Annotated in this window: 25 protein-coding genes; 14 read left to right on the plus strand and 11 right to left on the minus strand. The window is 69.6% G+C overall.

Annotated elements, in window-relative coordinates; all coding sequences use genetic code 11:
• Positions 1–28: 28 nt before the first annotated feature.
• The 6 genes from JL101_RS22225 to JL101_RS22250 all read right to left on the minus strand — a co-directional run bounded on the left by JL101_RS22225 (position 29) and on the right by JL101_RS22250 (position 8,007).
• Positions 29–2,356, minus strand: coding sequence for a mechanosensitive ion channel domain-containing protein (locus tag JL101_RS22225; protein ID WP_228435068.1), 2,328 nt, complete (start codon positions 2,354–2,356; stop codon positions 29–31).
• 163 nt (positions 2,357–2,519) lie between these two features.
• Entirely contained in the window at positions 2,520–3,326 is an 807-nt protein-coding gene (locus JL101_RS22230; RefSeq protein ID WP_203096234.1) for a substrate-binding periplasmic protein, read from the minus strand.
• A gap of 126 nt (positions 3,327–3,452) precedes the next feature.
• Positions 3,453–4,016, minus strand: a complete 564-nt coding sequence (locus JL101_RS22235; RefSeq protein WP_203096232.1) for a 3'-5' exonuclease family protein — start codon at positions 4,014–4,016, stop codon at positions 3,453–3,455.
• A gap of 2 nt (positions 4,017–4,018) precedes the next feature.
• Complete coding sequence (locus tag JL101_RS22240; RefSeq protein WP_228435070.1) at positions 4,019–5,833, minus strand: putative nucleotidyltransferase substrate binding domain-containing protein; 1,815 nt, start codon at positions 5,831–5,833, stop codon at positions 4,019–4,021.
• Positions 5,834–5,992: 159 nt separating this feature from the next.
• Positions 5,993–7,705 carry a cation acetate symporter gene (locus JL101_RS22245; protein ID WP_203096228.1) on the minus strand — a complete coding sequence of 571 codons (1,713 nt, stop codon included), beginning with the start codon at positions 7,703–7,705 and terminating at the stop codon, positions 5,993–5,995.
• Positions 7,705–8,007: a DUF485 domain-containing protein gene (locus JL101_RS22250; RefSeq protein ID WP_203096226.1), complete on the minus strand. Its 303-nt coding sequence runs from the start codon at positions 8,005–8,007 to the stop codon at positions 7,705–7,707. Before JL101_RS22250 ends, JL101_RS22245 begins: the two co-directional genes overlap by 1 nt.
• A 449-nt stretch (positions 8,008–8,456) precedes the next feature.
• On the opposite strand from JL101_RS22250, the gene JL101_RS22255 reads away from it, so the two are divergent.
• The 6 genes from JL101_RS22255 (at position 8,457) to JL101_RS22280 (ending at position 13,759) form a co-directional block, all read left to right on the plus strand.
• Complete coding sequence (locus JL101_RS22255) at positions 8,457–8,726, plus strand: hypothetical protein (protein WP_203096224.1); 270 nt, start codon at positions 8,457–8,459, stop codon at positions 8,724–8,726.
• Between the two features lie 67 nt (positions 8,727–8,793).
• Positions 8,794–9,915, plus strand: coding sequence for a sensor histidine kinase (locus tag JL101_RS22260; protein ID WP_203096222.1), 1,122 nt, complete (start codon positions 8,794–8,796; stop codon positions 9,913–9,915).
• A gap of 99 nt (positions 9,916–10,014) precedes the next feature.
• A complete protein-coding gene (locus JL101_RS22265; protein ID WP_228435522.1) occupies positions 10,015–10,686 on the plus strand; it encodes a glycosyltransferase in 672 nt (223 codons plus the stop codon).
• Positions 10,687–10,693: 7 nt separating this feature from the next.
• Complete coding sequence (locus tag JL101_RS22270) at positions 10,694–11,395, plus strand: TIGR04282 family arsenosugar biosynthesis glycosyltransferase (protein WP_203096220.1); 702 nt, start codon at positions 10,694–10,696, stop codon at positions 11,393–11,395.
• On the plus strand, positions 11,392–12,495 hold the full coding sequence (locus JL101_RS22275; protein ID WP_203096218.1) for a phosphotransferase: 1,104 nt from the start codon (positions 11,392–11,394) through the stop codon (positions 12,493–12,495). The genes JL101_RS22270 and JL101_RS22275 overlap by 4 nt, the downstream gene beginning before the upstream one ends.
• Positions 12,496–12,520: 25 nt before the next feature.
• Positions 12,521–13,759: an ABC transporter substrate-binding protein gene (locus JL101_RS22280; RefSeq protein WP_228435071.1), complete on the plus strand. Its 1,239-nt coding sequence runs from the start codon at positions 12,521–12,523 to the stop codon at positions 13,757–13,759.
• Positions 13,760–13,786: 27 nt separating this feature from the next.
• Here the strand turns inward: JL101_RS22280 and JL101_RS22285 are convergent, their stop codons facing one another.
• Positions 13,787–14,980, minus strand: a complete 1,194-nt coding sequence (locus tag JL101_RS22285) for a phosphoglycerate kinase (protein ID WP_201073859.1) — start codon at positions 14,978–14,980, stop codon at positions 13,787–13,789.
• A 295-nt stretch (positions 14,981–15,275) separates the two neighbouring features.
• Here JL101_RS22285 and JL101_RS22290 point away from each other — a divergent pair, with 295 nt between their 5' ends.
• The 4 genes from JL101_RS22290 to JL101_RS22305 all read left to right on the plus strand — a co-directional run bounded on the left by JL101_RS22290 (position 15,276) and on the right by JL101_RS22305 (position 19,235).
• Positions 15,276–16,319, plus strand: a complete 1,044-nt coding sequence (locus JL101_RS22290; protein WP_203096216.1) for a class I SAM-dependent methyltransferase — start codon at positions 15,276–15,278, stop codon at positions 16,317–16,319.
• 199 nt (positions 16,320–16,518) lie between these two features.
• Positions 16,519–18,102 (plus strand): CYTH and CHAD domain-containing protein, encoded by a 1,584-nt coding sequence (locus JL101_RS22295; RefSeq protein ID WP_203096214.1) that lies wholly within the window; start codon positions 16,519–16,521, stop codon positions 18,100–18,102.
• Between the two features lie 18 nt (positions 18,103–18,120).
• Positions 18,121–18,747 (plus strand): ParA family protein, encoded by a 627-nt coding sequence (locus tag JL101_RS22300; RefSeq protein ID WP_203096212.1) that lies wholly within the window; start codon positions 18,121–18,123, stop codon positions 18,745–18,747.
• Between the two features lie 230 nt (positions 18,748–18,977).
• Positions 18,978–19,235, plus strand: coding sequence for a hypothetical protein (locus tag JL101_RS22305; protein ID WP_203096210.1), 258 nt, complete (start codon positions 18,978–18,980; stop codon positions 19,233–19,235).
• Between the two features lie 78 nt (positions 19,236–19,313).
• On the opposite strand, the gene JL101_RS22310 is transcribed toward JL101_RS22305, so the two are convergent.
• The 4 genes from JL101_RS22310 to JL101_RS22325 form a co-directional block, all read right to left on the minus strand.
• Positions 19,314–19,535 carry a hypothetical protein gene (locus JL101_RS22310; RefSeq protein WP_202681892.1) on the minus strand — a complete coding sequence of 74 codons (222 nt, stop codon included), beginning with the start codon at positions 19,533–19,535 and terminating at the stop codon, positions 19,314–19,316.
• Positions 19,536–19,649: 114 nt separating this feature from the next.
• On the minus strand, positions 19,650–21,047 hold the full coding sequence (locus tag JL101_RS22315) for a sensor histidine kinase (protein ID WP_203096208.1): 1,398 nt from the start codon (positions 21,045–21,047) through the stop codon (positions 19,650–19,652).
• An 82-nt stretch (positions 21,048–21,129) separates the two neighbouring features.
• Positions 21,130–22,542: a dihydrolipoyl dehydrogenase family protein gene (locus JL101_RS22320; RefSeq protein WP_203096206.1), complete on the minus strand. Its 1,413-nt coding sequence runs from the start codon at positions 22,540–22,542 to the stop codon at positions 21,130–21,132.
• The gene (locus JL101_RS22325) at positions 22,535–23,266 is read right to left on the minus strand and encodes a TVP38/TMEM64 family protein (RefSeq protein ID WP_203096204.1); all 732 of its coding nucleotides are present in this window, start codon (positions 23,264–23,266) and stop codon (positions 22,535–22,537) included. Before JL101_RS22325 ends, JL101_RS22320 begins: the two co-directional genes overlap by 8 nt.
• 151 nt (positions 23,267–23,417) lie before the next feature.
• Here JL101_RS22325 and JL101_RS22330 point away from each other — a divergent pair, with 151 nt between their 5' ends.
• From JL101_RS22330 to yidD, 4 genes are all read left to right on the plus strand, one after another.
• Entirely contained in the window at positions 23,418–24,200 is a 783-nt protein-coding gene (locus tag JL101_RS22330) for a hypothetical protein (RefSeq protein ID WP_203096202.1), read from the plus strand.
• Between the two features lie 84 nt (positions 24,201–24,284).
• Complete coding sequence (gene rpmH / locus JL101_RS22335; protein WP_201073882.1) at positions 24,285–24,419, plus strand: 50S ribosomal protein L34; 135 nt, start codon at positions 24,285–24,287, stop codon at positions 24,417–24,419.
• A 5-nt stretch (positions 24,420–24,424) separates the two neighbouring features.
• Positions 24,425–24,841 (plus strand): ribonuclease P protein component, encoded by a 417-nt coding sequence (gene rnpA, locus JL101_RS22340; RefSeq protein ID WP_203096200.1) that lies wholly within the window; start codon positions 24,425–24,427, stop codon positions 24,839–24,841.
• A complete protein-coding gene (gene yidD, locus JL101_RS22345) occupies positions 24,838–25,179 on the plus strand; it encodes a membrane protein insertion efficiency factor YidD (protein ID WP_228435072.1) in 342 nt (113 codons plus the stop codon). Before rnpA ends, yidD begins: the two co-directional genes overlap by 4 nt.
• The last annotated feature ends 4 nt before the right edge of the window (positions 25,180–25,183 follow it).

A 25,183-nucleotide genomic window follows, 5' to 3' on the forward strand; every position in this document is an offset into this window, starting at 1 on the left:
GGATATGCCGCTCCGGAACGCACAATCCTCAACCGCCCCGCCCGGCCCGGAGCGCCTGCGGCGGAGATCCGGCCGGAGAGGGCAGCTCCGCCGCCGGGGATGCCTGGCCGTCGCTCCGGATATGGATCGTCCGCTGCGGGAACGGGATCTCGATGCCCAGCTCGTCGAACCGGCGCTTCATGCGGCGGTTGAACTCGCGCCCGACCGTCCATTGCTGGATCGGGCGGGTCTTGATCCGGGCCTTGATGATGACGGCATTGTCGCGGAAGGCGTCCACGCCCAGGATCTCGATCGGCTCCAGGATCAGCCGGCCGAACTGCGGCGTCGCCTGCAGTTCGGCGCCCAGGTCCTTGATCACGCCGATCACCCGGTCCGTGTCCTCGCCGTAGCCGATGCCGATGTCCATGACATAGTAGGAGAAGTCCTTGGTCAGGTTAAGCACCGAGTTGACCTGGCTGAACGGGATCGAGTGGACGCCGCCGGCCTGGTCGCGCAGCTTGATCGTGCGGATCGTGATCGCCTCGACCAGGCCGCTGTGGCCGCCTCCCACGTCCACCACGTCGCCGACCGAGATGGTATCCTCGAACAGGATGAACAGGCCGGTGATCACGTCCTTGACCAGCGTCTGGGAACCGAAGCCGATCGCCAGGCCGATGACGCCGGCACCGGCCAGCAAGGGCGCTATGTTGACGCCGATCTCCGACAGGGTGACCAGGGCGACCACGGTGATCAGGACCACCATGACGGCGTTGCGGAGCAACGGCAGCAGGGTGCGGACCCGGGCGCTGCGTTCGATCCGGGTGCCGTAGCGGTCGGTTCCGGTCAGGTAGTGCTCGATCAGGTTGCTGGTGACCTCCCAGGTGATCGCGGCGAGGATCAGGACGACCCCGATCGAGACGGCGGCCGAGCTGATGCGCTGCCCGATCGGCGACTCCAGCCAGGCGAAGCTGTCGACGCCCCAGGCGTTGAGCAGGGCCAGCAGGGCGAAGAACCAGACCACCGCCTTGATCACCCGCTGGAGGATCGGCAGGTAACGGTTCGCACGCTCCTCCAGGTGCGGGAACTGCAGCTTGACCTCGGGCGAGATCGAGAAGCCACGGCGGATCAGGGCGTCGGTCAGGTTCACGACGATGCGCGCCGCGATCAGCACCAGGATCGACAGGCCGGTGGCCCGCAGCATGAACTCGAACCCGTCCTGGACGCTGAGCGCCCAGATCCCGTAGATCACCACCAGGTACAGGATCGCCAGGATGTGCCAGATGTCGGCCAGCCGGCGCCGGGCCGCGCGGAAGGCCCCGCTGCGGCTGCCGGCCGCGATCTCCTGGGCCTCGACGGCGCCGTTGCCCCCGCCGCCCAGGGGACGCCCACGCAGCCATTCGGCGACGTCGCGGCGGTTCTGCAGGATCAGGATCACCAGCATGCCGGTGACCACCAGCCCGACCAGCTTCAGCAGCGCTTCGTAGGAGCCGCCGGGCAGGCCCAGCATATAGGCCGCCTCGGAGATGAAGTAGCCGTACACGGCAGTATAGGCGAGGCGCCGCACCCAGATATAGCCGTAATGGGCCGACTCGTCCCCGATCGGGAGCATCCGCAGGTTCGGGGCCGTCGGCTCCAGCACGCCGCGGGTCAGCGCCAGGATGAGCTGGATCAGGATGGTCGCGTTGATCACGATCAGCGCTACCAGCCGCACGATCAGCGGCGGATCGGTGACGGACAGCGTGCCGTAGCCGGCGACGGCGAACACGCCGATCGGCAACAGTTCGATGACGGTGCGCAGGACCACCAGCGGCAGGCGGGCCAGGATACGCTCGCTCCGCCGTTTCTCGATCGACAGCCGGGCGCGGCGGAGCAGGCGCGACATGGCGGCGCTGGCCAGGAACCCGACGCCGACCGCCAGGACGAGCTGGAGCCCGACCTGGATCCAGCGGTCGCGGCGCATCTCGTCGGTGGCCTGCCCCCGGAGCCATTCCACCGTGTCCGGCAGGTCGGCGAAGACGGCCCCTATGGCGATCATCTGCCGGCTGAGGCGCCCGACCCGCTCCGACAGGAATTCCAGCACCCGCGTGCTCGGCGGCTCGATCTCCTCCTGCTCGGTCTGCCGCTGCGTCTGCAGCAGGGTGCGGAGCTGGGCGGTGAGCCGTTCGCGGGCGGCGGGGTCCTCCAGGGTGGCCAGCAGATCCTGGATCTGCTTGGTGGGGTCCTCCGGCTCGGCGGCGGGTGCCGCGGGTGCCGCTCCCGGCAGTGCCGCGGAGGGAACCTGGGCGGAGGCGGGCGTGCCGCACAGCAGCAGGGCCAGCAGGGGCAGGACCGTCAGAAGGCCGAGCACCGACCGGCCGAAGATACGGTCGATCATCATCCGTTCGCTTGATCCATGATTTCGGGAAACCGCGACGTTAACGCGGGCGGCCACGGCAAGCCACCCGCCGGGGTGTGTCTTTGTCGAGCCAAAAACCCGCCACGGCGCAATTAGTTGCGATGGTGGAGAAATCGGAAGGGGTAATTCGGCGCCGAGGCGCGGCTCAGTCGGTGGCCGGCCGGAAGCTGACATGGCGGGCGTGGATCGCCCGGATCGAGCCGTCCTCGCGCATCGAGGCCAGCGCCTCGTTGAAGCGCTCGACCAGACCGGCGGCGCCCGACCGGCTGCGGGCGATCGCGAGGCGGAACTCGACCCGTTCGATCGGGAACTCGAGGAAGGCGGACCGGGCGGCGCCGCTTTCCTGGGCGGCCAGCAGGAGAGGCTCGGTGAAAGTCACCAGGACGACCCTGCCCTGTCCCCGGAGCACCAGGGTCAGGGCGGCGGCGCTGCTGGCGACGTCCTCGATATGAACGCCGGCGGCGACGAGGCTGCCCTGCACCGGGTCGCCGTGGATGGTGATGACCCGCAGCCGCGGCTGCCCCGGGGCCTCTCCCGCTTCCGGATCATCCGCCGGACCGCCGGACTGGCGGATCGCGACCGCCCGGAAGCTGTCGAGCGGCGGGCCGGAATAGCCGGTCCCGACGAAGGCGCTGACCGATGCCTCCAGCAGGCTGTCGGACAGCACGAAGTCCGCCGAGCCAGGGCCGGAGCCGCCCCGGAAGACCGTGGCGAAAGCCCGCCCGTTGCGCACGGTGTGTTCGGCGCGGGCCGCCGGCATGTAGGCGTATCTCGGCGTCCGGCCGTCCCGCCGGAAGGCTTCGGACAGGATCTCGGTGACGATCCCCTGCGGACGGTCGGGAGCCGCCCCTTCGAGGATGAAGGGAGGGAGCGGCGCCAGAACGACGTTGACCAGGTCCAGCGCCACCGCCGGCTCCGGCAGCAGCACGGCGGGGAGGCACGACAGGAGCATGAGACGCAGTATCCGGAATGCCCGCGCGATCATCTGCCCCTCGGGTTGACGGCCTTGCGGCCCATTCAATCCCAAGTGCCGAAGCTTGGCAACGTCCGCCGCACGCCCGTGTGCCGGGCTGCGGCATCACGCGGCAGGCGGGCGCAAAGTCAGATAGATGAGGCCGGAGGAGACGGCGTCGGCCAGCGGGCCGGGGGTTCCGCGCTCCGGCAGGTCGAGGTCGCGCAGGATCGCGTCGAACCGGAGATCGGCCGCCGGGCGGCCGGCGGACGGCCGGTGATGGTCGTAATAGAGGCTCGACACCTCGATCATCGGGTTGGGGACCTGGACGCCGATCCGCGGCTTCACCAGCCGGTCGATCAGCGCCACCGCGAAGGTCAGGTAGTATCCCACCAGCGGCCGCGCCCCGACGAATCGCAACAGGTCGAGCGCCGCCTGCTCCTGGTCCCGGGAGGCGGCGTCCGGCGCGGACGGGCCGGTCCTGAGGTGGAGCCGGCGGCTGGTCAGCAGCCGGTTGCCGCGGATCGGGATCGCCACGACCTCCAGCAGGTCGGCCTGCCCCACGTCGAACGAGCTGGCTGCCACGGCCAGGGCGACCGACTCGCCGCTGTCGTCCTCGTCGAACAGGAAGGCGTAGGCGGGGTCGGCCAGATGGCGGCGGTTGAGCGACTTGCGCAGGTCCGACAGCATGATCAGAACATCTTCAGGTGGAAATGATAGGTGATGAATTCCTTGAAGCGCTTGACGATCGACAGCGAGTCCTTCAGCAGGTCCCGCTCCAGGCGGTTCAACTGGTCCGGCCGGATGAAATTGTCGGTCTGGGTGCCGGTGTCGCCGGCCGCCAGCCGCAGCTTGAGGCGCAGTTCCAGCATCGCCAGCAGGGACTCGGTCAGCTCGGTCGCCAGGGTCGCGTCGAACACGCCCAACGCCTGGAGCGCCCGGATGCGGTCGATCGTGTTGCGCTCCTGCAGGCGCTTCTCCAGGGCCAGGCTGCGCACGCCATGGACCAGCGGGAAGATCCCGCCCTTCTTGATGTCGAGCTGTTCCCCCTTGAGGTGCGAGAACAACCCGATCGGCGTGTCGAAGCTGAGCGTCGGCCGCGCGAAATGGGAGAAGAACATGTCGTTGGCGGACAGCGTCTCGATCAGGTAGTCGCGCGCCTGGTCGAGCAGCGTGGCGTCGCCGGCCACCGGCGCCGCGTCGTAGAAGATCGCCAGGTTGAGCTGCGCCGCCTCGTCCGGATGGTAGACCCAGCCATGGATCGCCGCCCGGTACCCGGCCAGCGGCCGGGTCCATTCCGGCGTATTGACCATGATGCCGCCGGGGCACTGGGGATACCCGAACTCGATCAGCGAGCGGGAGAATTCCGCGGTGATCGACTCCAGGTCCGGGCAGGTATAGCCGTCGCGCAGGATCAGGCCGTTGTCCTGGTCGGTCTTCAGGATCTGCTCGCCGCGCCCTTCGCTGCCCATCACGATCAGGCAGGAATTCTCCAGCAGGTCGGGCGGGGCCAGCAGCTCGAACAGCTTGGCGAAGATCCGGCGGTTGAGCGCCGTGACCATCTCGGCGATGAACTGGACCTTGACGCCGTTGCCGTGCAGGGCCTGGATCAGCGTCGGGATCTCGGCCGAGGCGGCCCGAAGGTCCGCCAGGTCGGAGGCCCGCTCGACCCGGATCGCCACGATGTGGGAATTGTTGGAAAGGAAGCCCAGCAGGTCGACCTGCTCCAGGATGCCGGCGATCGCCTCCCCCTCGGTCACCACGACGCGGCGGATGCCGTGCTTGGTCATCACCACCAGGGCGTTGAACAGGAAGTCGTCTATGTCGAGCGAGATCATCGAATAGCTGGCGAGCGGCCCGACCGGCGAGGTCACGGGCGCCCCGTCCAGGATCACCGCGTCGCGCAGGTCGCGGTCGCTGAGGATGCCCACCCGTCCCGGCGTGCCGTCGGCGCCCGGTTCACCCCTGACCAGCAGCGAGGTCGAGCGGGTCGCCTTCATGGCCGCGACCGCGTCGCGGGCGCTGCAGTCGGCACCCACATAGGCGGCGGGGTGGATATAGGCCTGCCGGATGCGGGCCATCATGAACGAGGTCATCTCTCGGTTGGCTTGGCGCACGGCCAGGTCGCGCAGCCGGTCGATCATCTCCTGGTGGAACCAGACGCCGAACTGGGGATTGGTCCGGGTCAGGTCGAGGAAGCTCTCCTGCGGCAGGAGCTGGCAGACGCTGTCCTCGCGCGCGACGAAGGTGCTGGTGCCGGGCGATCCCAGCAGCGCCTTGATGTCGAAGCTCTCGCCCGGACCGTAGGCGGCCAGCACCTCGGTCCCGCTCAGCTCCTGGACGAGGCCCTTGAGCACGATGTGCAGGTGGCCGGACGCCTCCTCCCCGCGCAGGACGGTGGCGCCCTTGGACCAGACGGCGATGTCCGAGGCCGCCATGACCTGATCCCGCTCCGCGGGTGTCAGGCGGTCGAACGGCGCGATCGTGAAACTGAAGGCTTCGAACACGTCGGCGCACCTTCGGCGTTGGAGTTCGGAAAAACCGGGGCCCAAGAAAAACGCCCCAAGGTTGGCAGCCTTGGGGCGTCTTGGCGAGAGCCATAGTCGCGGGGGAGCGCTCCCCCGCGACACCATGGCGCAGCCTGCCGGGGCGCAGGGCGCCGGCACTCAGTGGGACGAAGCACCCTCGGCGCCCAGACCGGTCTGGGAGCGGATGTACTGCGCCTCGTAGGCGGCGGCCTCGTCCGCGGCATTCTGGCTCTTGTCGATGATCGAGAAGAACCAGGTCCCGACGAAGGCCAGGGTGACCGAGAAGATCGCCGGGTTGTCGTAGCCGAACGGCGCGCTGCCCTTGGCGTTGCCCAGCACGCTTTCCCACACGGTCGGCCCGAGGATCACCATCACGGTGGCGCTGATCAGGCCCAGGAAGCCGCCGATCAGGGCGCCGCGGGTGGTCAGCTTGCTCCAGAACATCGACATCACGATGATCGGGAAGTTGGCCGAGGCCGCGATGGCGAAGGCGAGGCCCACCATGAAGGCGATGTTCTGCTGCTCGAAGGCGATGCCGAGCACCATGGCGAGGATGCCGAGGACCACGGTCGAGATCTTCGACACCCGGATCTCCTGCACCTCGTTGACCCGGCCGCGGCGGAACACCGAGGCGTAGAGGTCGTGCGACACGGCGGACGCGCCGGCCAGCGTCAGGCCCGACACCACCGCCAGGATGGTCGCGAAGGCGACGGCCGAGATGAAGCCCATGAACAGGTCGCCGCCGACCGCCTTGGACAGATGGATGGCGCCCATGTTGGTGCCGCCGATCATGTCCTTCAGCTTGTCGTAGGAGACGCCGTCGGCCCCCAGCTTGAAGTAGCTCGGGTCCTTCATCAGCAGGACGATGGCGCCGAAGCCGATGATGAAGGTCAGGATGTAGAAGTAGCCGATGAAGCCTGTGGCGTAGAAGACCGACTTGCGGGCCTCCTTGGCGTCGGCGACGGTGAAGAAGCGCATCAGGATGTGCGGCAATCCTGCGGTGCCGAACATCAGCGCGATGCCCAGCGAGATCGCCGAGACCGGATCCTTGACCAGGGTGCCGGGCTCCATGATCGCGATGCCCTTGGGGTGGATGTCCACCGCGGCCTGGAACAGCGCGCCGAAATTGAAGTTATAGGCCACCAGCACCATCAGCGCCATGAAGGACGCGCCGGACAGCAGCAGGACCGCCTTGATGATCTGCACCCAGGTGGTGGCGAGCATGCCGCCGAAGGTGACGTACATGACCATCAGCACGCCGACCAGGATGACGGCGTAGTTGTACTGCAGGCCGAACAGGAGCTGGATGAGCTTGCCGGCGCCGACCATCTGGGCGATCAGGTAGAGCGCCACGACGACCAGCGAGCCGGAGGCCGCCAGGGTGCGGATCGGGGTCTGCTGGAGGCGGTAGGAGGCGACGTCGGCGAAGGTGTATTTGCCGAGGTTGCGCAACTGCTCCGCGATCAGGAACAGGATGATCGGCCAGCCGACCAGGAAGCCGATCGAGTAGATCAGCCCGTCGAAGCCCGAGGTGTAGACCAGCGCCGAGATGCCGAGGAACGAGGCGGCCGACATGTAGTCGCCGGCGATCGCCAGGCCGTTCTGGAAACCGGTGATGCCGCCGCCGGCGGCGTAGAAGTCCTTGGCCGACTTGGTCTTGGACGCGGCCCAGTAGGTGATCCCCAGCGTTCCCGCCACGAAGGCCAGGAACATGACGATGGCGGTCCAGTTGGTCGCCGACTTCTGGACGGCGCCGGAAATGGCGTCGGCGGCGAACGCCGAGCCCGGAACGGCCAGGGCGGCCGCGGCGACAGCCGATGCCGCCGCGAATGCTGCGATGACGCGCTTCATTATTTCAGGTCCTCGATGATCTGCCGGTTCAGTTCGTCGAACTCGGAGTTGGCGCGACGGACGTAGATACCGGTCAGCACGAAGGCCGAGACGATGATCAGCGCGCCGAGCGGAATGCCGATGGTGATGACGCCGAAGACGGGCGTGCCCAGGGCCTTGGGAGCGAAGGCCACCAGGAGGATGAAGCCGTAGTAGATCACCAGCATCACGATCGACAGGAGCCAACCATAAGCTGTACGCTTCCGGGTCAGCTCCTCGAATTTGGGGTTGTTCCTTATTTTTGTTGTTAATTCTCGCTGCATCCGGGGTCCCCTCGATTTGTCCGAGCGCCATGTCAGAAATGAAGCTCTGCTTTTAGTCGCGGGATCGTACCGGAAGCTTCGCGCGATGGGACTGATCTGGATCAATTGTTAAACGCCGCGGTGCGGCAGCCGCGGCGCAGCCCGCGCGCCGATGGCGGGCCTGCCCGGCCCGCGATTTCAATCGGTGGCGGCTCTCTCGCCGCGATCATCTCCGCGCAGATGTGTTTATCCCGGGAAGGTCATGACCATGCGGTCCAGCCGCGAGACCGCGAAGAAAGGACTCCCGATGACTGCAGGCCCTTGGACCTATGATTCCGCCAATGGTCAGATGCCCGGGTCTCGAAATGCAAAGGACTTCCCTCTCGGGCGACATATCCCAAGCGCCGTCGGTCACGACAAGTCCCACGGCATGTTTCTCCCGTATGGATGCATTCACGACGGGGACGATCATGGTGACCAACGAATTCTTCGTAACGACCCGGGTCGGCAAATGGTACGTGGACAACGGGACCGAAAGCCACGGTCCCTATCTCAGCCAGCACGATGCGACCGCCGACGCGATCGACGCGGCGGAGCAGGTCTCGGGCCGCAAGAAGCTGGCGGCCGTCCTGTTGAAGCTGCCCGGCTCCAAGGCGTCGCTGGTCTGGACGTCGCGGCGCGGCCGGGAAGGCGCGACGGCGGAACCCGCGGTGGAGAAGGAGGTCCAGGCGAGCCTTTGAGGCGGCCGGCAGCAGCGCCGGGCGCCGGCCTTCCTGCGTGCCTTCCCGCCTGCGTCCGGAGTTGAGCATGTCCCACTCCTCCAGGAAGGAAGCGCGCTCCCGGCACCCGGAAGAGTCGCCCGAGGCGATGCGCCGCCTGATCGACGACCTTCGGCGCGATCTGGTGATCTCGGGGCTCGAGCGCGAGCAGCTGCAGATGGAATCCGATGATCTGCGCGAGCAGTCGAACCTGTATGCGCAGGCCTGCGACCGCCTGGAGGCGCGGCTCGAAGCCGTGACCGAACAGCTGCGCCGGACCGAGCGGACGCTCGCGGAGGTGCGGCAGCGGCTCGACGACGAGAGGATCTTCCGTCGCTCGCTGGAGCGGCAGCTGCTGGCCAGCCGGGTCGAGGCCGAGACCGCCGAGGAGGAATTCCGCGTCGCGCTGGAGGAACTCGACCAGTCGTCGCGGGAGCTGGCGGAAAGCAATGCCCGGCTGCTCGACCTGAACGAGACGCTGGAACGCCAGGTCGACCGGCGCACCGCCGACCTCAAGGCGGCGCTCGCCGACCGCGATGCCCTGATCCACGAGATCCACCACCAGACCCGCAACAATCTCCAGGTCATCTCAAGCCTGCTCAACCTGCAGGCATCCCGGCTGGAGGAGCCGAGCGCCCGCGAGGTGCGGAAGAGCTTCGGGCGTATCCAGACCATGAGCCTGGTCCACGGCTTGGTGTTCGACGACAGCAGCACCGCCGACATGCCGATCGGGCCGCTGATCGCGACGGTGTGCGACAGGATGACGGCGGAGCTGGAGCCCTCTCCCGGCATAGCGGTGCAGGTGACCGGCGGCACCGGACTGGTTCCCCTGAAGGCCGCCGGGCAGCTCGCCCTGATCGTCGCCGAACTGGTCGCCAACGCGCTGACCCACGCCTACCCGCCCGGCGACGCCGGGAACGGCCGGAACGGCACCGTCGAGATCACCGTCACCGGCGAGCCCCGGGTGAATACCATCCGCGTCCGCGACGACGGGATCGGCCTGGACGAAAGCCGCACCGCGTCGCGCCGCGGCCTGGGCCTGCTGCTGGTCCAGACCCTGGCGCGGCAGGTCGGCGCCCGGATACGCTTCGCGTCCGCCGCGACGCCGGACGCGTCGCCCCGGCCGTTGCGCGGCACGGAGATCGAAATCCGGCTGCCGCGGATCGATTGATGCCGGTCGGATCGGTGCTAGACTAGGGCCGGACGCCTCCCCGCAAGCCCGGACCCGCAGGAGACATCCCTGTCCGCCCTAGGCATCGTCATTCCCACGCTGAACGCCGGAGGACCCGGCGGCCTGAGCCGGACGCTGGAAGCGATCGGCCCGGCCGCGGCGGCGGCGGGATGGCCGATCCTGGTGTCCGACGGCGGCTCGACCGACGGCACTCCCGGGACGGCCTTGCGGCACGGCGCCCGGGTCGTCAGGGCGCCGCGCGGACGCGGCGTCCAATTGGCCGCCGGTGCGGCCGCCCTGCTGGCGGACGGCACGGCGGAATGGCTGTTCTTCCTCCATGCCGACAGCGTGCCCGACCCGTCCTGGGCGGACGAGGCCGCGCGCTTCATGGCGGTGGCGGAGAACCGCGCCCGCGCCGGCTACGGGCGGTTCGCGCTGGACGACGGCGCGGCCCCGGCCCGCCGGATGGAGCGGCTGGTCGAGTGGCGGTGCCGCCGCCTCGGCCTGCCCTACGGCGACCAGGGCCTGCTGGTCCACCGCGACCTGTACCGGGCGGCCGGCGGCTTTCCCGCCATCCCCCTGATGGAGGATGTCGCCCTCGTGCGCCGGATCGGCCGGCGCCGCCTGGTCCCCCTTCCCTTCGCCGTGACCACCTCGGCGGAGCGCTACCGGCGCGGCGGCTATGTCCGCCGGCCGCTGCGCAACCTCGGCTGCCTGGCGCTCTATCTGGCCGGCCTGCCGCCCGACGCCGTCCGCCGGCTTTACGGGTGAACCCGCGATGATCCTCGGCCCCGGCCCGACGGCACGGCACCTCGTGGTGTTCGCGCGGGAGGCCCGCCTCGGGCGCGGCAAGCGGCGCCTGGCGGCCCATGTCGGCCCGGTCGCGGCCGTGCATTTCCAGCGCACCGCCCTCCCCGCCCTGCTGCGCCGCCTCGCCCGGGATCCCCGCTGGACCGTCTGGCTGGCCCTGACGCCCGACCGCGCGCGACCGCCGCCGGGACTGCCGAAGCGGGTGCGCCCGCTCGCGCAGGGCGGCGGCGGCCTGGGCGAGCGGATGCGCCGCCCGATGCGCCGGCCGCCGGTCGGCCTGCCGCCCGGTCCGGTGGTGGTGCTCGGAAGCGACATCCCGGCGGTCCGGCCGGACCACGTCGCGGCCGCCTTCCGGGCGCTGGGAAACCACGCCTTCGTGTTCGGGCCGGCGGCGGACGGCGGTTACTGGCTGGTCGGCGCGCGCCGCCGGCCGGCCGAGCCGCGCGACATCTTCGCCGGCGTCCGCTGGTCCGGCGCGCACGCCTTGTCCGACACGCTCGCCAACCTGCGCGCGCGCGAGGCGGGACCGCCTCTGGACCTGCTGGAGGACGTCGACGATCCGGCGGCCTGGCGCCGCTGGCGGAGCGGCGGGAAAACCGGGCGTTCACGCCGATGTGAAGACCCATGCCCTATGACCGGGCGGCCGGAACGGCCATATCGTTTCACATGATTTCGACGCCCCTGCTCCAGGCCCTGCACCGGCGGCTGATCCGCCTGTCCGGATTCGGGGATGTCCGTCTCGAAGACCTGACGCCCCTGCCGACCACCGGGCTGGCGCACGACCATGTGCGCGTGGCCGGCCACGGCGTCCTCCTCAGGGTGCCCAGGCAGAGCCAGCTCGGCCTGTCCGCGGCGTCCAACCTGACCTACCAGGCGGCCTGCTTCGAACGGGCGGGCGCGGGCGGCCACGTGCCGGGCCTGCACGCCGTGATGCTGCCGGAGGCGACGGTGCCGATGGGGGCGCTGGTGGTCGACGAGATCGTCGGCCGCCCCCCCGTCCTGCCGGCCGACCTTCCCGCGATCGTCCGCGCCCTGGCGTCGATCCACGGGCTCCCGGTGCCGCCCCCGCCGGCCCGCCGCCCCCTGCGGGACCAGGACGACCCGGTCGGCGCCACGCTCCGGGAGGTGACGGCCCAGGCGCGGCATCTCGACGCCGCCGGCCTCCACCCCGAGGCCCGGGCCGCCGTGGCGGAGGAGCTCGCCTGGGCCGAGTCCTTCGCGCGCCGGAGCGGCCGGCCCCCGGTCACCCTGATCTCGTTCGACGCCCATCCCGGCAACTTCCTGATCGCCGGTTCCGGGCCGGCTCCCGGCACGGCCGTCCTGGTCGACCTGGAGAAGGCGCGCTACGGCGCCGCCGGGTTCGACCTGGCGCATGCCACGCTCTACACCTCGACCACCTGGGACGTCTCCTGCCACGCCGTGCTGGGCACCGCCGACATCGCCGCCGCCTACGGGCTGTGGCTGGATGCCGTGGAGGCCCCCCTCGCGGACTCCTGCCGTCCCTGGCTGCTGCCGCTGCGGCGGGTGATGTGGCTGTGGTCGGTGACCTGGTGCGCCAAGTGGCGGGTCGAATCGCGGGCCGCGGCCAAGGCCGGCAAGGACCGGGCCGAGAGCGCAGAGGACTGGTCGGCCGACCTCAGCGACGCGGCCCTGGTGGACCATGTCGCCGGCCGGGTGGCCGATTACCTGGACCCGGTCACCATCGCCGCCGTCCGGTCGGAATGGCTGACCGCCAATCCCCTGACCGACCTGCTGCCGCTCCCGGGCTGAGCCACCAACAGGAGACTCCCGAACAGTGCCATCGCCGTCCCGATTTTCCCCGATCGCCGCCGCCGTCCTGGCGGCGGCGCTCCACCTCGTTCCGGCCGGGCCGGCACACGCCCAGGCGCCGTCGTCCCCGGCGCCCGGCTGGGACGCGACGCTGGCGGCCGCGCGCGGCAAGACCGTGTACTGGAACGCCTGGGCGGGCGATCCCAGGATCAACGACTATATCGGCTGGGTCGGCGGCCAGGTGCGCGACCGGTTCGGCATCGACCTGCGCCACGTCAAGGTGACCGACACCGCCGACGTCGTGTCCCGCGTGCTGGCCGAGAAGGCGGCCGGCAAGGACCGGGGCGGCTCGGTCGACCTGGTCTGGATCAACGGCGAGAACTTCGCGGCCATGAAGGAGAACGGGCTTCTGTACGGCCCCTTCGTGGACCGGCTGCCCAACGCCGCCCGGATCGACACGACAGGCAAGCCGACCACCACCGTCGACTTCACGATCCCGACCGACGGGCTGGAGGCGCCCTGGGGCATGGCCCAGTTCGTCTTCGTCCATGACTCCGAAGAGGTCGCGGATCCGCCGCGCAGCGCCGCCGCCCTGCTGGACTGGACCAGCGGGAACCCCGGTCGCTTCACCTATCCGAGCCCGCCGGACTTCATCGGCAGCACCTTCCTGAAGCAGATGCTGGTGGAGGTGACGGCCGACCCGGCGCGACTTCAGCGGCCGGCCGACGATGCCGATTTCGACCGGGTGACGGCGCCGCTCTGGTCGTTCCTCGACCGGCTGCATCCCAACCTGGCGCGCGGCGGCCGGAGCTTCCCGGCGACCGGCCCGGCGCTGAAGCAGATGCTGGCCGACGGCGAGGTCGCCATGGCCTTGAGCTTCCATCCCGGCGAGGCGTCCCGCGACATCGCCGGCGGCCTGCTGCCGCCGTCGGTCCGCACCTTCGTGCTGGACCGCGGGACGATCGGCAACACCCACTTCGTGGCGATCCCCTACAATGCGAACGCGCCGGAGGCCGCCATGGTGGTGGCCGACTTCCTGCTGTCGCCGGAAGCCCAGATCCGCAAGCAGGATCCCGCCGTGTGGGGCGACTTCACCGTGCTGGACCCGGACCGGCTCGATCCGGAGGACCGCCGGCGGTTCGAGGCCCTGCCCCGGGGCGTGGCGACCCTGTCGGACGAGGAGCTGGGCACGGCCCAGCTCGAACCGCACCCCTCGTGGATGGTGCGGATCGAGCAGCAATGGACCAAGAGGTACGGGAGCTGACGCTCCCGGACTTCGATCTTCCCGGCCTCAGCCCTTGAGCGCCGCGACGCCCGGCAGGTCCTTGCCTTCCAGCCATTCCAGGAAAGCGCCGCCGGCGGCCGAGACATAGGTGAAGGCATCCTCGACGCCGGCCGCGGCCAGGGCCGCCACGGTGTCGCCGCCGCCGGCCACGCTCAGCACCCGGCCTGCCTTGGTCAGCGCCGCGACGCTGCCGGCCACGGCGTTGGTCCCGGCGTCGAACGGACGGGTCTCGAACGCGCCCAGCGGGCCGTTCCAAACCACCGTGCGGCAGCCCTGCAGCTTCAGGGTCACGTACTCGACCGTGGCCGGGCCGACGTCCAGGATCATGGAGTCGGCGGGCACCTGGTCGATCGCCACCACCTGGCTCTCGGCCCCGGCCTTGAACTCCTTCGCGACGATGGCGTCGCGCGGCAGCAGGATCTCGCAACCGGCCTGCTCGGCGATCGCCATGATCTCGCGCGCCTGCTCGGCCATGTCCTTCTCGCACAGGGAGGCGCCGACCGCGGTGCCGCGGGCATAGAGGAAGGTGTTGGCCATGCCGCCGCCCAGCGCCAGCAGGTTGACCCGGCGCACCAGGTTGCCCAGCAGATCCAGCTTGGTGGAGATCTTGGCGCCACCGACCACGGCGGCGACCGGGCGCTCGGGATTCTCCAGCGCCAGGGACAGGGCCTTCAGCTCGGCCTCCATCAGGCGGCCGGCGGCGTTGGGCAGCAGGCGGGCCAGCGCCTCGGTCGAGGCGTGGGCGCGGTGGGCCGCGGAGAAGGCGTCGTTGACGTAGATGTCGCCCAGCTCGGCGAGCTGCTTCGCGAAGCCGGGGTCGTTCTTCTCCTCCTCCGGGTGGAAGCGGAGGTTCTCCATCACGATGATCGAGCCGCCATGGAGCTTGGCGAGGGCCTCCTTGGCCTGGGGCCCGACGCAGTCCGGCGCGAAGGCGACCTTCTGGCCGACCGCCTTGGACACCGCGTCGACCACGGGCTGCAGGGAGTATTTCGGATCGGGGCCGCCCTTGGGCCGGCCGAAGTGGGAGAGCACGACCACCTTGGCACCGGCCTTCGACAGCTCCGTCAGGGTCGGAGCCAGCCGGTCGATGCGCGTCGTGTCCGACACCGCGCCGTCCTTCATCGGGACGTTCAGGTCGGCCCGGACCAGGACGGTCTTGCCATCGAACTGGTAGTCATCAAGGGTTTTGAAGCCGCTCATCGGTTCCGTCCCATTCCTCGTGGATAGTGCGCGCCCAGTGGATCGCCAAAGGTGTCGCAGAATGACTTCGTGGCATTTTCATGATGCCTGTCGCCGCGGGGGGAACCAACCACAACCGGCCCGGCAAATCAATCTCCGGCCTCCGCAAGGGGCGGCGACTATGTCAGGCTACCCGTATCGAAATGGGCGCCGCCTGCGCCCCGGCCGCTCCCGGCTTGACTTGGCGGCTTGACTTGGCGGCCCGGAAAACCAGCATAGCTCTGGTATGATCGCCAACGGTGACGGAGCTTCGACCATGATCGGACCGGCAGGACGCGCGGCCTATGCCCTCAGCCAGACCGCCCGCATCTCGTGGTTCTTCGGGCAGTACCTCCTGGCGGCCAGGCTGAACGGCCGGGTCGTGCCCAGGGACCGGCTGCCCAAGGATCTGAAGACGCCTGACAGGGCGGTCATCCTGGCCGACATCAGGGAGCTGATGCGCCGCGACTTCGCCAACATCGACGCCGGCTACTACCGCATGCCCCACGACATGGTGGAGCCGCCGCGCAAGGTGCTGCGCGACGCGGTGCGCTTCTTCCAGGACCTGCCGGAGGTGCGGCGCCGGCGGCGCGACCGGATCGCCACCGAGGTCTTCGAGGAGCGGCGGGCTGAGGGCGCGAAGCTGCCGCGCTACTATCTTCAGAACTTCCATTACCAGACCGACGGCTATCTCAGCGACCACTCGGCCGAACTGTACGACCATCAGGTGGAGGTGCTGTTCGGCGGCGGCGCGGACGCGATGCGCCGGCAGGCGCTGGTGCCGCTCCACCATCACTTCCGGGAGCGCAGGGTCTCCGAGTGCAGGCTCCTGGACGTGGCCTGCGGCACGGGGCGCTTCCTGACCTTCGTGAAGGACAATTACCCCCGGCTGGACGTCACCGCCCTGGACCTGAGCCCGAACTACCTGCGCCAGTCCCGGCGGCTGCTCAGCCCCTGGTCGCGGACCCGGTTCGTCCAGGCCGCGGCGGAAAGCATACCGGCCCCGGACGAGAGCTTCGACGCCGTCACCTGCATCTACCTGTTCCACGAACTGCCCCGCAAGGTGCGGGCCGCCGCCGCGGCCGAGATGGCGCGGGTGCTGAAGCGCGACGGCATCCTGGTCTTCGTCGAGACCCTGCAGAAGGGCGACCGGCCCGACTATGACGGCCTGCTGGACCTGTTCCCGCTGGCCTTCTACGAACCCTACTACGACGACTATATCCGCCAGGACATCGGCGCCCTGTTCTCGCAGGCCGGGCTCGAAATCGTCGAAACGACGCTGGCGTTCATGTCCAAGGTGGTGGTATTGCGCAAGCGGTGAAAGCGACGGCGGCGGGCCGGCGACACCAGCATCGCGCCGCCGTCGTCTTTCCGGCGGAAGCATCATTATTACAGTTTTGTGAAACTAATATTACATATTGTTTGTATATGGGCTGTCTCCTATAAAGTTTGCCAATGTTTTCAGTTTCATGACAAATCTCGGGCGCTGACATTGTCCCCGGGTTGAGAGACACGAAAGAATGGCAAGCCAGGAGATCGAGCTGAAGCTGCGGGTCGAGCCGCAGCATCTGCCCCGCTTCCGCAATTCCCCGGCACTGGCCGGATCGGCGGGCCGTCCGGCCGCCAAGAACCTCGAGAGCGTCTATTACGACACCGAGGACCTGCGCCTGCGCAGCCGCGACGTGACATTGCGGGTCCGCAAGCAGGGACGCAGCTTCGTCCAGACCATCAAGGCCGCCAACGAGCATGCCGGCGGCGTGTTCAGCCGGGGCGAGTGGGAATGCGCGGTGCCGACCGCGGAACCCGACCTCGCCGCCGTGACGGACGAGGAGCCGTTGCGCCGGCTCGGCCCGATCACCCAGGCCGACCTGCGGCCGGTCTTCGCCAGCCACGTCAAGCGGCAGGTCCGGATGCTGAACGGCGCCGCGGGCCGCGGCCCCGAGACCGTGATCGAGGTCGCCATCGACCAGGGCGAGATCCGGACGTCCGGCGGCGACGTCATGCCCCTGGCGGAGCTGGAGCTGGAGCTCAAGGGCGGCGACCCCCAGGCCCTGTTCGACCTGGCGCTGGAGCTGTCGGGCGTGGCGCCGCTGCGGATCGAGACCCGTACCAAGGCGGAGCGCGGCTACGCCCTGGCCGCGGGCGAGGCCGAATCGGCGGTCAAGGCGCAGAAGCTGATGCTGACGCCGGACCATACCGCCGAGCAGGCGCTGGCCTCGATCATGCGCAACTGCCTGAGCCACGTGGTGCTGAACGAGGCGTCGGCGCTCAAGGGCGCCGACCCCGAGGGCGTCCACCAGATGCGGGTGGCTCTGCGGCGCCTGCGCTCCGCCCTGGGACTGTTCCGCAAGCTGGTGCCGGCGGACCAGTACGGCTGGCTGGCCGCCGAGGTGAAGTGGCTGGCCGGCGAGCTCGGCAACGCGCGGGACTGGGACGTCTTCCTGGCGGACCTGCTGGCCCCGGTCGAAGGCGCGCTGGACGAGGAATCCGCCCGGGGCGGCCCCCTGAGCGCGCTGCGGGAAGCGGCCCTGGCGAGCCGGGAGCGGGCCTATGAACGCGCGCGGGCGGCCATCCTGTCGGCTCGCTACACCACCCTGCTGCTCAAGCTGGGAAGCTGGCTGGAGGCGCGCTCCTGGCGCCAGCAGCCGCTGTCGGAGGAGGCGGCCCGGCTGTTCGCCCCCGTCACCGACCTCGCCGACGGGCTGCTCGCGAAACGGCACAAGCAGTCGCGCCGGCGCGGCGCCGGCTTCGCCCACCTGCGCGCCGAACAGCGGCACGAACTGCGCATCTCCCTGAAGAAACTGCGCTACGCCGCAGAGTTCTTCCGCTCGCTCTACGGCGACAAGGCCACGGCGAAGTATCTCCGCCGGCTGGCCGCCCTGCAGGACGACCTGGGCCACCTGAACGACGTCGCCACCGCGGAGTCCCTGATGGGGCGGCTGGCGGCCGAGCAGGCCGGCGGTCCCGAGCTGTGGCGGATCGGCGGCGGCATGGTGATCGGCTGGCACGCCCGCGGCGTCGCCCAGATCGAGCCGAGGCTGATCCAGGACTGGGAGAATTTCGCCGCGGCGAAGCCTTTCTGGTCGAAGGCTTCCAACGGGTAGGATAGGATCGCCGCCACCATGCTCACAGTCCTCGTCGCCAACATCAAGGGCGGTTGCGGCAAGACCACGATCGCAACCCATCTGGCGGCCGCCTTCGCGACGGCCGGGCAGAACACCCTGCTGGCGGACGTGGACCGCCAGAAATCCAGCCTGGGCTGGGTCGACCGACGTCCGGCCGATGCGGCTCCCCTGACCGGGCTGGACTGGAGCAAGGACCTGGCCACGCCGCCCAAGGGCTCGGGCCGGCTGGTGATCGACGCGCCGGCCGCGCTCAAGACCAAGCAGATCGAGGAACTGGTCAGGCTGGCCGACGTGATCGTGCTGCCGGTGCTGCCCAGCACCTTCGACGAGCAGGCGACCCGGCGCTTCCTGGACAAGCTGGAAGAGCTGAAGCCGATCGCGAAGAACAAGAAGGCGGTCGCGGTGGTCGGCAACCGGCTGCGCGCCCGGACCCGGTCGGCGGACCGGCTGGACGAGTTCCTGGACGGCGTCGGACACAGGGTCGTGACCCGGATCCGCGACACTCAGCTCTACCCCGACACCGCCGCCACGGGCCTGAGCCTGTTCGACCTCAAGGGCAAGCGCGTCGGCGACTACCGAACCGACTGGGAACCGCTGCTCAGCTACATAGCGCTGGTGGAATAGACTCCCCGATCGAGGTAGTCCAAAATTACTGGACAGGTTCCAGCAAACTCGACGGACTGAGCGGCCCCAGACCGGGCCGGCGATGTCCAAGCCCTGGAAAAACCCATCGGGGCGGCGGCTTTCCCACCACTTTCAAAAGTGGCACGCGGCTTGCTGATAGAGGAAGCATCGGCGGACGGCGACGGTGCCGACGGCGAACTGGAACAAACCTTCGATCAGCGGAGAAAATCATGAGCACCAATGTCGGCGTTGAGCAGAGCGGCAAGTCGGGCGGCGACGCGTTCGGTCACTCCACCTCGGGTTCCATGGGCGTCGGCGGCGCGGGCCTGGGCTCCGCCTCGGCCTTCGGCGGCTACGGCAATGGCTCGGCCTCGGGCACCGCGTCGGGCTTCGGCGGCGATGCCGGCTCCAGCTCGGCCGCCTCGGGCGCCCTGGGCGGCGACGTCAGCGACAACACCTCGATCGGCTCCATCACGATCAACTCCTGATCGCTGACGGACCTTCGGGTCAGGAAAAAGGCGCGGTGCCCCCTGGGCGCCGCGCCTTTCCGTTTTCGACGTCCGCTCTCAGTTCTCGTGGGCCGCGGTATCGCCCGGTCCCCGGGGGCGCGCGCCGGCCTGGTCGAAGGCCCGGCGGATCGAGAAGAAGATCACGCCGACGGCCACCGCGAAAACGATCAGCCCCATGTAATAGAACGTGTGATCCGCTGCGCGCGACGCCACGAACAGGCCGATCAGGCCGATCACGCCGACGATGCCGTTGGTCACCCATGTGCCGATCTTGTCCACCGTACTCTCCTCCGTTCCGCAAGGCGGCTCGCCGCCACCGTCGATGATTCCGCATCTCTAATAGGGAAACGGCGCGATCGTCGCAATCGATCCTTGAGGAGGATCCCGGGTGCCTTAAGACGACGGGCTGCCGGCCAGCGGGAGTTCCAGCACGAAGCAGGTGCCGCGGGAATCGCTCCCGGCCAGGCGGATGTCGCCGCCGTGGGCGCGGGCGACCTCGCGGGCGATCGCCAAGCCGAGCCCCGTCCCGCCCGCGCGGGCGGAGCCGGCGAAGGGCTGGAACAGGTTCTCCCGGGCGCGGGGCGCCAGGCCCGGCCCGTTGTCGCTGACCGTCAGGGCGAGCCGGCCGTCACTCTCCGGCGCCGCCGCGGCGACCGTGACCTCGGTGGCGCCGGCCTCCAGCGCGTTCCGCGCCAGGTTGGCCAGCGCGCGGGAAAGCTGCTCGCGATCGGCCTGGACCTTCAGTCCCCGCGGTACCCGGTTGACCAAGGCGATGCCGGTGCCGGCGGCCGGCGCCAGCTCGGCCCCGACCTCCTCCACCATCTCGGCCAGCGGCACCGCCGCGCGCCTGAGCGGCAGCGTGCCGTCGCGCGAATAGGCCAGGGTCTGGCTGCACAGCTCGACCGCCCGGTCGATCGCCTGCATCAGGCGCGGCGTGACCCGGCGGACCTCCGGATCCTCGCTGACCGCCAGCCGTTCGGAAACCAGCGCCGCGGTGGACAGGATGTTGCGGAGGTCGTGGTTGATCTTCGTGACCGCCGTGCCGAGGGCCGCCAGCCGTTCCTTCTGGCGCAGCGCCGAGCGCAGCGCCGCCTGCATGTCGATCAGCTCGCGCTGGGCCATGCCGATCTCGTCGGCCCGGCCGGTCGGCGGCAGGGTCGCCGACAGGTCCTCGGGATCGCGGCGGAAGGCCATCATGCTGGCGGTGATCCGCTGCATCGGCCGGACCATCAGGCCGTTCAGGCTGAGGAACACCAGACCCGCGGTGATCAGCGAGATCAGCACCGACAATGCCAGGATCCGCTCGGCGAAATCGATCATCTCCGCGCGGAGCGGCGCCTCGTCCAGCACCAGCTCGACCTCGGCGCCGCCGTCCTTCGGCGAGACTCCGGCGACCTGGATGACCCGGTCGTCCCGGCGGACCAGCAGGGCCACGGCGTCCATGATCATGTCGAACCATGTGGCCCGCCTCAGGTCGTAGGCTTGCGCCACCGGCGGAGCGGGCGTCGTGCTCAGCATGTAGATGCGCTCGTCCGGCAGCTCGAGATCGACGGAATAGGCGCCGACATGGGCGAGCAGCTTCGTCTCCAGTTCCTCGGTGACCATCTGGTCGGGCGCCGCCTCGATCGTCAGGGCCGCGAGATGGCCGGCCGCCATCCTCTGCTCCAGCCAGACCTGGCGGAAACGGGCGACCGACGGCGCGAAGATGAGAACCTCCGCCAGCATGACGAACAGGATGGTCATGACCAGCAGCTTGGCCGACAGGCTGGTGGCGAACTTGCGAAGGATCATGGCCGGCGGCGCATCCGTTCCGTTGGGGACGGACACCTTATACTTAAAAAGCCGGCTTATTGAACCCGTGCGGCGGAAAGTTTCAGCCGAACCGGCCGAGGAAGCGGACCAGCCCGCGGGTCCGGCCGCTGAACAGCTTGGGCGTGTAGAAGCTTCCCGCCGCCCGTTTCGCCGCCTCGCCCCGGGTCGGGTACGGCGCGATCATCGAGGCGACGGCGCCGATCTTGAGCTTCTGCGAGATCGCCAGGCACCAGACCTGGATCAGTTCCCCGGCATGGGCTCCCACGATCGAGGCGCCGAGGACCCGGCCATTGGGCAGGGTCACGACCTTGACCTTGCCCTCGGTGTCCCGCTCGGCCTGGGCGCGGTCGTTCTCCTCGAAGCCCCAGGTCAGCACGCGCACGTCGCCGTGGGCCTCGCGCGCCTGGGCCTCGGTCAGGCCGACATGGGCCAGTTCCGGCTCGGTATAGGTGACCCAGGGCAGCGCCCTGTAATCCACCTTGGCGGGCAGCCGGAACAGCGCGTTGCGGATCACGATCCCGGCATGGTAGCCGGCGATGTGGGTGAACTGCGGTCCGCCCGCCACGTCGCCCACGGCATAGACCCGCCGGTTGGTGGTGCGCAGCCGGGCGTCCGTCTTCACCCCCTGGGGGGAGTACTCGATCCCGGCGAGATCAAGCCCCAGGCCGTCCACGTTGGCCTGCCGCCCGGCGGCCACCAGCAGGTCGGAACCCTCGACCCGGCCACCGTCGGCCAGCACGACGGCGATGCCGTTGCCGTGGCGCTCGACGCGGGCGATCTCCGCCCGCTCGCGCAGGTCCACCCCCTCCGCCCGGACGCGGTCGCGCACCACCGCGACCAGGTCGGGATCGTCCTTGGGCAGGATGGTGTCCTTCTGGAGCACGGTGATCCGGACGCCCAGCCGGCGGTGGGCCTGGGCCATCTCCATGCCGATCGGCCCGCCGCCGATCACGATCAGGTGATCGGGCGCAGCCTTGCGCTCGAAGATCGTCTCGTTGGTCAGGTACGGCACCGCGTCGAGGCCGGGGATCGGCGGCGTGGCCGCGCGCGAGCCCGTCGCCAGCACGAAGCGGCGGGCGCGGACCGTGGTGCCGCCGGCTTCCACCGTGTCCGGGCCGGTGAAGCGGGCCTGGGCCTGGATCACCCGGACACCCAGCCCCTCGAACCGCTGCACGGAATCATTGGGCGCTATGGCCGCGATCACGCCGTGGACATGGTCGTGGACGCGGGCGAAGTCGATCTCCGGCTCGTGGCCGTTCACGCCGAAGAGGCCGGCGTGGCGGACCGCGTCGGCCGCCCGCGCGGCGGCCAGCAGCGACTTCGACGGCACGCAGCCATAGTTGAGGCAGTCCCCGCCCATGGCGCCGCGCTCGATCAGGACCGTGGAGGCGCCCATCTGGACCGCGCCGGCCGCCACCGAAAGCCCCCCGGAACCCGCACCGATCACGCAGATGTCCGTCCTGATCTCAGCCATTGGCGCTATTCCCCTTGAACTTCTTGTAGATGACCGGCACCAGCGCCAGCAGCGACAGCCCGGCGATCGGCAGCAGGATCTCCGGCTTGAAAATGATCGACAGGTCCGGCGTTCCGCCCGCGTCGAACACGGTGCCCACGCCGTTGCCGACCGAGGCGTAGACGAAGCTGCCGGGGATGATCCCCAGGAAGGTGCCGAGCGCGTAGGTGCCGAGCGGCACGCCCAGGAACGCCGGAACCAGGTTGACCAGCCAGAACGGGAACAGCGGCACCAGCCGGAGGACCAGCAGGTAGCTGAGCGCGTTCTCGCGGAACCCTGCCTCCAGCTTTGCCATCCACGGCCCGGCCCGCCGGCGCAGCCCGCTTCCCAGGGCGGTCCGCGCGGCCAGGAACACGCCGACCGCGCCGAGCGTGGCGCCCGTGACCACGTAGATGCCGCCCGCCAGGGTTCCGAACAGGAAGCCCCCCGCGATGGTCAGCACTGCGGCGCCCGGGATCGAGAACGCCACCGCCGCCGCGTACGCCCCGATGAAGGCCAGGGGCGCCGCCACGGGATGGCGCGCGACCAGGTCGAGCAGGGTTTCCCGGTGCTCGCCGAGGCTGGTGAAATTCAGGTAGCGGTGCAGCCCGAGCGCGAAGAAGGCGACCAGCCCGGCGGCCAGCACCGCCAGCGGCAGGAAGCGTTTCAGGTTGGAGGGCTCGGACATCGGTTCGGCAGCGGCCATGGGCGTCTTCCTCTCCATCGGCGGGGTGCTTTCGAGAGTTACCATCGGGCGATGTTCACCGGCCAGTCACCTTGCCGTGAGGCCGGCCGTGAGGTTGGCTGGCGGGGACGGTTGATCGGGTCATGACACACGGCATCGGGGATCCAACGCCATGGCCGAGAGAAAGAGCCGCCGGCACGCCGAAATCGTCGAGCGCGGCGACATCTACTTCCTGTACCGCCCCAGGGTCCGCGCCGAGGGCGAGCCGGAGGAGAGCGCCGGCGGGATCGGGGACGTGGAGCGCTTCCACATCGTCCTCCGCCCCGACGGGGCGGCGCGGTTCCGGCTGATGACCGTCGGCCGCAAGCGGCTGCCGGACGTGGAGGACCACGAGCGCAACTGGGGCTTCGTCGATCTGGTCGCGAAGAGCGCGAAGGAGATCACCTCGGAGCTGGACGAGCAGCACTACCGGACGAAGACCCGGGGCGAGCGCGTACGTCCCGCCGCACGCCCGGCCGGCGAAGGGGTGTACGTGCTGGCCAGGACCGGCCATTCCCTGCATCTGGCCTATGCGCTGGAGCTTCCGGAGAAGCCCGGCCCGGTCCAGGGGGAGCTGAACATCCTTCCCGAAGGCAGCTTCGCGCTCTCGGTCAAGAATCCCGAGAAGGGCTCGCCGGCCAAGGCCGGGCTGGACGAGGATCGGGAGGCGGACTATCCCGAGAAGCTCCGGGAGGAATTCCGCGGCCGCCGCTTCGCGGCCGAGGACACGCGGCTGCTCGACTATGCCGGGGCCGAGTTCATCCTGGTCGGAGCCGGTCGCGACGTGAAGGGGGACCTCGGCATCGGGCTGGACCCGGAGGATGAGTCCGAAGGGTCGGCCGACATCTTCACCCAACTCCGCCTCGCAAAGGGCAGGCACCCGATCGAGCCGCTCCTGACGGGCAAGTGGCGTTGACGAACTTGGATTGACTCGCGCGGCCCCTGCCCCTATACACCGTCCTTCGTTTTTCCAGTCACCAGTTTCAACGGAGTGTGTGTCGTGAAACGCACGTACCAGCCGAGTAAGATCGTGCGCAAGCGCCGGCACGGTTTTCGCGCCCGTATGGCCACCGTGGGTGGTCGCCGGGTTCTGTCCGCCCGCCGGTCCAAGGGCCGCAAGCGCCTCAGCGCTTAAGCCCGATGCCGCCCGAGGGGAGCGCGCCCGGGCTCGGGCGCCTCAAGCGGCGGCCGGAATTTCTCGCTGTAGCCGGCGCACGCCGTAAATGGGTTGCTCCCGGCCTGATCTTGCAAGCCCGCCGCCATGACGACCGCCAGCACCCCGGTGCCGGCGAGGCGTCCGTGCGCGTGGGCTTTACGGCCAGCAAGAAGGTCGGCAACGCCGTCGCCCGCAACCGGGCGAAACGGCGCCTCCGGGCGCTCGCGGCGGAGATCCTGGCCGAGCACGGCGCGCCCGAGACGGATTTCGTGCTGATCGCCCGGGGCGAGACGCTGGTCCGCCCGTGGGAAGATCTGCGCCAGGACCTGACGACCTGCCTCAAGCGCCTGAAGGCGTGGCGCGCACAACGTGGGACGGACCGATGCGGGACCGGACTATGAGCGGCGGCACGATGGACGGCACCCCTGCGGGCGCAAGCCCTGCGGCATGGCTGCTGCGCGCGTTGGTCAGGGTTTACCAGTGGACCCTGGCCCCGGTTCTGGGCAACAACTGCCGTTTCGAACCAAGCTGTTCCAACTACGCGCTGGAAGCGCTATCTAAGCATGGCGCGGTCCGCGGCGGCTTGATGGCCGCCTGGCGCATCCTGCGGTGCAATCCGTGGGGCGGAGCAGGCTGGGACCCGGTGCCGGATGCTGGAGATGCCAGCGCCCGTCAGGCCGACGCCGGGCAGGCCACCAAACATAAGATTCATAACAGATGCGACCACGGCAGGGACTGACCAG

This window comes from Skermanella rosea, from assembly GCF_016806835.2.
GTDB classification, from domain to species: domain Bacteria; phylum Pseudomonadota; class Alphaproteobacteria; order Azospirillales; family Azospirillaceae; genus Skermanella; species Skermanella rosea.

Bases quoted from the DNA above. Each gene is read 5' to 3' on its own strand.
- JL101_RS22255 (WP_203096224.1), top strand. From the start codon at position 8,457: ATGGTGACCAACGAATTCTTCGTAACGACCCGGGTCGGCAAATGGTAC.
- JL101_RS22260 (WP_203096222.1), top strand. From the start codon at position 8,794: ATGTCCCACTCCTCCAGGAAGGAAGCGCGCTCCCGGCACCCGGAAGAG.
- JL101_RS22320 (WP_203096206.1), bottom strand. From the start codon at position 22,542: ATGGCTGAGATCAGGACGGACATCTGCGTGATCGGTGCGGGTTCCGGG.
- JL101_RS22275 (WP_203096218.1), top strand. From the start codon at position 11,392: ATGATTTCGACGCCCCTGCTCCAGGCCCTGCACCGGCGGCTGATCCGC.
- JL101_RS22285 (WP_201073859.1), bottom strand. From the start codon at position 14,980: ATGAGCGGCTTCAAAACCCTTGATGACTACCAGTTCGATGGCAAGACC.
- JL101_RS22225 (WP_228435068.1), bottom strand. From the start codon at position 2,356: ATGATGATCGACCGTATCTTCGGCCGGTCGGTGCTCGGCCTTCTGACG.
- yidD (WP_228435072.1), top strand. From the start codon at position 24,838: ATGAGCGGCGGCACGATGGACGGCACCCCTGCGGGCGCAAGCCCTGCG.
- JL101_RS22305 (WP_203096210.1), top strand. From the start codon at position 18,978: ATGAGCACCAATGTCGGCGTTGAGCAGAGCGGCAAGTCGGGCGGCGAC.
- rnpA (WP_203096200.1), top strand. From the start codon at position 24,425: ATGCCGCCCGAGGGGAGCGCGCCCGGGCTCGGGCGCCTCAAGCGGCGG.
- JL101_RS22295 (WP_203096214.1), top strand. From the start codon at position 16,519: ATGGCAAGCCAGGAGATCGAGCTGAAGCTGCGGGTCGAGCCGCAGCAT.
- JL101_RS22300 (WP_203096212.1), top strand. From the start codon at position 18,121: ATGCTCACAGTCCTCGTCGCCAACATCAAGGGCGGTTGCGGCAAGACC.
- JL101_RS22325 (WP_203096204.1), bottom strand. From the start codon at position 23,266: ATGGCCGCTGCCGAACCGATGTCCGAGCCCTCCAACCTGAAACGCTTC.
- JL101_RS22270 (WP_203096220.1), top strand. From the start codon at position 10,694: ATGATCCTCGGCCCCGGCCCGACGGCACGGCACCTCGTGGTGTTCGCG.
- JL101_RS22250 (WP_203096226.1), bottom strand. From the start codon at position 8,007: ATGCAGCGAGAATTAACAACAAAAATAAGGAACAACCCCAAATTCGAG.
- JL101_RS22315 (WP_203096208.1), bottom strand. From the start codon at position 21,047: ATGATCCTTCGCAAGTTCGCCACCAGCCTGTCGGCCAAGCTGCTGGTC.
- JL101_RS22290 (WP_203096216.1), top strand. From the start codon at position 15,276: ATGATCGGACCGGCAGGACGCGCGGCCTATGCCCTCAGCCAGACCGCC.
- JL101_RS22230 (WP_203096234.1), bottom strand. From the start codon at position 3,326: ATGCTCCTGTCGTGCCTCCCCGCCGTGCTGCTGCCGGAGCCGGCGGTG.
- JL101_RS22330 (WP_203096202.1), top strand. From the start codon at position 23,418: ATGGCCGAGAGAAAGAGCCGCCGGCACGCCGAAATCGTCGAGCGCGGC.
- JL101_RS22235 (WP_203096232.1), bottom strand. From the start codon at position 4,016: ATGCTGTCGGACCTGCGCAAGTCGCTCAACCGCCGCCATCTGGCCGAC.
- JL101_RS22245 (WP_203096228.1), bottom strand. From the start codon at position 7,705: ATGAAGCGCGTCATCGCAGCATTCGCGGCGGCATCGGCTGTCGCCGCG.